This window comes from Lysinibacillus sp. NPDC093692 (assembly GCF_050280125.1).
GTDB lineage: Bacteria > Bacillota > Bacilli > Bacillales_A > Planococcaceae > Lysinibacillus.
The window spans coordinates 310576-317204 of record NZ_JBNNUW010000002.1 but is presented as its reverse complement, the minus strand read 5'-3'; the positions used below and the strand labels follow the sequence as shown (position 1 = coordinate 317204).

5 protein-coding genes and 1 other annotated feature are annotated in these 6629 nt (G+C 35.7%); all 5 genes read right to left on the bottom strand.

The window, feature by feature from the left end:
• Window positions 1–130: 130 nt before the first annotated feature.
• The 5 genes from ACQKN4_RS04355 to ACQKN4_RS04335 all read right to left on the bottom strand — a co-directional run bounded on the left by ACQKN4_RS04355 (window position 131) and on the right by ACQKN4_RS04335 (window position 6626).
• On the bottom strand, window positions 131–667 hold the full coding sequence (locus ACQKN4_RS04355; RefSeq protein WP_427482498.1) for a hypothetical protein: 537 nt from the start codon (window positions 665–667) through the stop codon (window positions 131–133).
• A gap of 166 nt (window positions 668–833) precedes the next feature.
• Window positions 834–1271, bottom strand: coding sequence for an N-acetyltransferase family protein (locus ACQKN4_RS04350; protein WP_427482496.1), 438 nt, complete (start codon window positions 1269–1271; stop codon window positions 834–836).
• Between the two features lie 374 nt (window positions 1272–1645).
• Window positions 1646–4735: an isoleucine--tRNA ligase gene (gene ileS / locus ACQKN4_RS04345; RefSeq protein ID WP_427482495.1), complete on the bottom strand. Its 3090-nt coding sequence runs from the start codon at window positions 4733–4735 to the stop codon at window positions 1646–1648.
• A gap of 59 nt (window positions 4736–4794) precedes the next feature.
• Window positions 4795–5034, bottom strand: a binding site (T-box leader).
• Between the two features lie 81 nt (window positions 5035–5115).
• Entirely contained in the window at window positions 5116–5967 is an 852-nt protein-coding gene (locus ACQKN4_RS04340) for a DUF2785 domain-containing protein (protein WP_427482493.1), read from the bottom strand.
• Between the two features lie 26 nt (window positions 5968–5993).
• Window positions 5994–6626, bottom strand: coding sequence for a hypothetical protein (locus ACQKN4_RS04335; RefSeq protein WP_427482491.1), 633 nt, complete (start codon window positions 6624–6626; stop codon window positions 5994–5996).
• Window positions 6627–6629 lie beyond the last annotated feature (3 nt).

The window sequence follows — 6629 nt, the reverse complement described above, 5'->3', positions numbered from 1 at the left end:
CTAGGCTTATTCGGCATGGCCCAATTTATCAAAATAATATCAGAGAGTTAAGAAAGTTATTATAGATACTTGACTAATCGTAAGAAAAGAGCTGCATATGCAACTCTTTAATCTTTTATTAATGATTCCTTTAGTTTAATAGGCCTTTTGATTCCTGATCCCATTTTGTAATTGCATAAAGTATTTCTTTTGGGTTAGGGTCGTGTTCTAAATATCCTCCATAAAGGGTAACTAGAACACCATAGCTAAAATCTTGACTAATAATCCATATATCATCATGATCGATATGTTCCCATAGAATGCTAAAGTTCATTAATGCCCACTTTCCGTCAACAATAAATATTGGACAATCACCTATCCCAAAAGACAAGTACACTAATTTATTTTCAAAATCAATTCTTTGTACATAGTCAATAACCTCATGTTCCCAACTAAATTCTTTTCTGAAATCACGATATTTAATCGCAAAATCCACTTTATGTAATTCATAATTCCATTTCTCGTGAACTTTATTTAATATTCTTTCTAATTCTGGAGACGTAATCAACTCGCTTTTTTCTATCACACTAGAAATATGTTTTGGAAATAAATTCATTAGATTAGTTCTCTGATTTTTTTGTTTGACAACTTGTATTTTTTGCTGCATTCGTCTTTTTCGTTCATCCATAATCTCACCTCTTTGCATTCAAGCACCCTTATAATACCATTAATTTAGTAATAAAAGGATTTATCTAATCCAACTAACCCGCGACGTTAGTTGAAGATGAAAAAGATGGGATCCCTGAGGAATCCCATCTTGAAGTAAAGCACCCGTATGAAATAAGTTAGTTTGTTTATAACTGCAAACTCATAGTAACTGTCCTAATGCTAAATCCCAATTTTTCATACAGTTTAATTGCTTGATTCCCCGCAAATGCACTTAGACGGATTTCTGAATATCCATCTTGTTTTAGATGATCAATTCCTGCTCTCATTAACATTTTGGAGATCCCATTCCCCCTAAATTCTTCTATAACAAATAGTTCGTAGATAAATCCATTCATCCTATCCGTAAATTGGTCTTTACTAGCCCCTATAAGAATCCAGCCAATTAATTTATCATTTTCTTTTGCTATTAAATAGTAGCTTCCCTTTTCCAAAAGTGGCTTAACAAGTTGGTCAATTTTTTCTTTCGTAGGTTCTACCTCACCTAATGTACCATCAAAAACGGCTTGTGGAGAAAGAGATAATACCTTTTTTAGTTCCAAATCGTTAGGTTTTCTAATATCCATTAATTGAATCAGTCCTTAATTTCCTTTTTATCAGTTTAGCATATTATCCCAATAATTCCTCTCTAAAGGCTATTATCTACTTGAATTCTCCTTGTACTAAACTATACAGTTTGAATCACGTATAGAAAAATTCACATATACTTTACTTTATTAATATTTTCAGACTATACCTTTAAACACAAATAAGAGCTGAACTACTATCAAAATTAGTTCAGCTTAAAAATAACGAATGTTACACATTGTATATAGTGATAATGATCTATAGTGCATTACTTTAATTCTTGACTATTAATAAAATACTTGTGCTGAGCTTTTTTCTGTTGACTCCTGAGCTTATCTGATCACTTCCTTTGTATACCCGATTATTACAGAATTTACAGTATAAAATAAACAGAAACTTTTTCATCAAACATTTCTGTCTCTATATTCCGTTCAACATGGTCGGCACTCACATAATGAATATCATGTAACAACACATTTGCCTTTAATAATGCTTCGTGCTGCTGGATAATCGTTTTTGCTTTGGCACTTCCAGCAATCGAAATCGATATATATTGCTCAATAGGAAGTTGCCATTTTTTTCGTGTATCTTGGATTGTGCGAATAAGTTCCCTAATTTGCCCTTCCTCAAGTAAACTAGTTGTCAGCTGAACATTCAAAAGGACTCGACAAGAAGCTTCTTCGGCTAAGATGTATTGGTCCTTTACAATGGATTCAGTTAATACGTGAGCTTTTAGCAATGTTAGTTGTTCTCCATCAATCGTTAATGCAACTGAACCTGTTTGTTGTAAGTTAGTTTTCTCCTTATCACTTAAATTCACTAAGTACTCTTTTACGCTGTTCACTTTTGCTCCAAATGCTGCACCTGCTGTTTTAAAATTAAGCTTATAATGAACCGTTTCATATGCAGAGAAATCATTTGTCCAGAGGCATTCTTTTATGTTTAATTCATCTTTCACGAGCTCGCTATATGGTTGATAATCCGTTAGCTCACCGTCAACTGAGACAATCATTTCACTTAAAGGTTGCTTTACTTTGATGCTTTGACTATTACGGATGCTACGGCCAAGTTCTACTATTGTTAAAATATTCCCCATCTCTTTTTCAAGTTTCGTATTCACAAGCGCTTCATTGAATGTTGGGTAGTTTTGCAAATGAACGCTTTGTCCGCATAATTGTCGATATAAATCTTCTGCGATAAATGGCGTGAAAGGCGCTAGTAATTGACAAATTGTCGTGAGTAGCTCATACAGTGTACTGTAGGCACCACGCTTATCTTCTGACAATCCGTTAGCCCAAAATCTTGCTCGTGAGCGACGGATATACCAGTTACTTAGCTCCTCCACAAGCTTTCCAATTTCACGTGTTGCTTGTGTAAATTGATAATCGTCCATCGATTTTGTCACTAGCTGAATCGTATGTTGTAATCGAGATAGTATCCAATGATCTAATTTTGTACGAGTACCTGTATTATTGGCATCGTATTGGAAGCCATCTATTTCTGCATATAGCTGATAAAATTTGAACGTATTATCTAGTGTATCGACTAGTTTTGATTTTGCATCCACCACAATTTTCTTTGAAAAGCGTTTAGGATTCCAAGGAGAACTGTCAACTAAAAACGCCCATCTTAATGCGTCTGCTCCGTACTGCTGAATTAGTTCAACTGGCTCTAATGCATTGCCTTTACTTTTCGACATTTTCTGTCCATGCTCATCTAAAACATGCCCTAAAGATAGTACATTTTTATAAGGTGCTTTACCTGTAAATAAAGTCGATACGGCTAATAAACTATAGAAAAATCCACGTGTCTGGTCGATACCTTCAATGACAACATCAGCTGGGAATTGATTGTTAAACGTATCGAGGTTTCCAAAAGGATAATGATGCTGAGCAAATGGCATTGAACCACTATCAAACCATACATCAATCACTTCAGGTGTGCGTTCCATGTCCCCATTACATGTTGGACAAGTACATATAACCTCATCAATATACGGCTTATGGAGCTCTATATCTTGTAAAGTACTCTTCGATAACATTTTTAAGGCTGCAATACTATTTGGTGCCTCTTCATGACCACAATCCTTACAAACCCACACATTGAGTGGCGTTCCCCAATAGCGATTTCGGCTAATATTCCAGTCCACTAAGTTTTCTAAAAAGTTTCCAAATCTACCGTGTTTAATATGATCGGGATACCAAGTTACTTGTTCATTATTTTGTAAAAGCTTATCTTTCAATGGCGACATGTTGATAAACCAACTATCAGTTGCGTAGTAAAGCAAAGGTGAATCACAGCGCCAGCAATGAGGATAGCTATGCTCATATTTTTCCTTATCAAACAATAGCTCATCTTTAGCGAGCATTTTAATAATGTCGACATCACACTCTTTCACAAATTTACCGACAAGCTCTGGAACATCTTCTGTATAACAGCCTTTTAAATCAACAACATTAACAAATGATAGGCCATTTTGCTGAACCGTTTTATAATCGTCCTCCCCATATGCAGGCGCGATATGAACAATTCCAGTTCCACTATGCTCTGTGACATAATCGGCCAGCACAACGACATGACCTTTATCAACGGTTACGTATGAAAAAGGTGGAATGTACGATACACCTTCAAATTCATGCCCATTATGCTCACTTAATATTTCAACGGGTTCAGTAAAAACCTTTTCCACTAATGATTTTGCCAAGATATATACTTTATCGTGTTGCTTCACTCGAACATACACGAGCTTAGAATTCATCGCCAAGGCAACATTAGCAGGTAATGTCCATGGTGTCGTTGTCCAGCCAAGAAAATACTCATCTTTGTCCTTCAACTTAAACATTGCCGTTACCGATAAATCTTTGACATCCTTATAGCCTTGCGCAACCTCATGAGAGCTTAATGATGTTTGACAGCTAGGACAATATGGCGAAACACGATGCCCCCTGTATAAAAGTTTTTCCTTATGCACATGGCTTAAAATATTCCAAACGGACTCAATGTAATCATTACTTAACGTTAAATAAGGGTCATCCATATCAATCCAATAACCGAGCTGCTCTGTAAAGGAGCGCCACTTCTTCTCATAAGTAAAGACACTTCCCTTACACTCTTGAATAAATTCCTCAACACCATATTTCTCAATTTCTTGCTTGCCAGAGATGCCTAGCTTTTTTTCCACGCCTAACTCTACAGGCAAGCCATGTGTATCCCAACCAGCTTTACGTTCAACTAAATAGCCTTGCATCGTTTTATAACGAGCTACTACATCTTTAATCGTTCTACCAAATGCGTGACCTACGTGTGGTAAACCATTTGCTGTTGGCGGTCCTTCATAAAATACAAAAGGCTGTTGTCCAACACGATTTGTCACGGATGTTGTAAACGTGCCTTCTTGCTCCCACAATGCTCGGATCCGTGTTTCTCGTTCAACTGTAGTTTCCTTCTTTTGTTCTACTTGCATATTAGTTCCTCCTATACAATTAATTTTGTATAAAAGGCATACAAAAAACCCCGTCCCAAGTAAGGGACGGGGTTAACCGCGAATACCACCCTAATTCTATTGAAGTAACGTTCAATAGCACTCAGCAACGTACAATCATACGTGTTCTTTTTAACGGTAGACACCCGAATCAGCTTACTATGTTCAGCTAATCTTCTCAGAGAGGATCTTCATGTATCACTTGCACACCGACTTCCACCAATATGTCGGCTCTCTGTAGAACAAAATGAAACACTACTCTTTCTCATCAACGAATTTGTATGCTTTTATTGTCACTCATCGTAACAGACTATTTTTCGTCTGTCAATAATTTCAAAGTACTACTATTGGTAGTACTTTTCCTATAATTCATCAAGACATGTTTCGATGCTTTTATGAAGAGCTGCGAACTTAGGCTTCCCATTTGTTATAATATAAAAGCTTTTCACAAAGGATTTACAGTTAAAAACTAAAATTCTGTGATGCTGTACATCAAGCTGTTCTTTTTTTACTTTTAAAGTAGCAGGTAATTGTTGCAGCAACTTAATGATCTCATGCTCCTCTAGACCTTTCTCAAGCATAGTGAAAATAGGAACTAAAATCCGCTCATCTTCATTATGAATGAAAGCATAATTTTCTTGCAAAATGGCGTTCCACAATGCGTTAACAATTTGACTATAAAAAGCTTTATCTAATTTTGGATTTTTCACCAACTCATCGATTGCATCAGCCATATGGGCAACACTATGAGCCCACCCTTTTACCGGCACGTAGCCCCTTGCATCCTTTTCTACTGCTAAATAAGCTAGTACTTTATCTTTACAATCAGCGATTTTTTGTTGGGATAAAAAATCGTCTGCGTTATCTCTAAATAATATTAGGGCAATCAATAGCGACGTAAATGTACGGGTAAAAACTAAATCTGATTCGCCCTCTTCAATACCCTTACATAATAAATTATTCAAGCATTCCTCTAAAAGCTCCGTTAAAAGTGAATGCTCTAGTAAGTTTTTTTCACGGATCAATTCATAAAACGATCCATAAATTAAGTTATCTCGTAGTTCACTATCTAATGAGCCGATATGTATCATCATTGATTGTATGAGTTGAGTTTGGTCCTCTTGCTGCCAGCTTCTATCTCCACTATTTAATTCTCTGAGAATTCCTTTTAAGTCGTTTTCCTTTAATAAGGTTTTATTTTTTAACATACGCATTATTGCTCTCCTTTTCACGGTTGCTTTTATTCTAAATACTCAAAACTACTTTCGTGGTAAATGCCATCAAGCTTCCATCCCTTATTAAACCGAACGTAAGTAAACTCCTTCTGCTGGTCGTTGCCCATTACAACAATTACCTTGCTTTTCCAAGGGAAGGTTGCCGCACGCACTTTTCCATTTCTGACCTCATTAATTTGCTCGGACAAAGAAAGCAGAGTAGATGGCGTAACACTATTTTGTATCAAATATTGCGGACGGTCAGAGCTATCTTCAAACTCCTTCATTACTTGTTCATGAAAGGCAATTACTTTTTTGTTTGTATCATACATACAAATCCCTAGTGAACTAATGCATAAAACGATTAAGCTTCCGAAAAAAATAACATGCTTTTTCTTTAACCCTATATAAAATTCCCATTTATATTCCTTTTTGTATAAATAATAATATATACCTATACATATTGGCCAAATAAAAAGAAATTGCCACATTAACACCACCCAAAAGATATCACCAAAAGACACAAAATATCTAATCATATTGTGGTTTAAAAACCAAAAGGGTAAAATCCAACGCCAAGCTAAATTTTCCTGAGAAACGCTTTTAAAATAGATAAGTATGAGTGGAGAAGATAGAATAAATGCTAATGCATTGTCCATTAT

Coding starts and splice junctions, on each gene's coding strand:
- ileS (WP_427482495.1), bottom strand. CDS start 4,735: ATGCAAGTAGAACAAAAGAAGGAAACTACAGTTGAACGAGAAACACGG.
- ACQKN4_RS04355 (WP_427482498.1), bottom strand. CDS start 667: ATGGATGAACGAAAAAGACGAATGCAGCAAAAAATACAAGTTGTCAAA.
- ACQKN4_RS04340 (WP_427482493.1), bottom strand. CDS start 5,967: ATGCGTATGTTAAAAAATAAAACCTTATTAAAGGAAAACGACTTAAAA.
- ACQKN4_RS04335 (WP_427482491.1), bottom strand. CDS start 6,626: ATGGACAATGCATTAGCATTTATTCTATCTTCTCCACTCATACTTATC.
- ACQKN4_RS04350 (WP_427482496.1), bottom strand. CDS start 1,271: ATGGATATTAGAAAACCTAACGATTTGGAACTAAAAAAGGTATTATCT.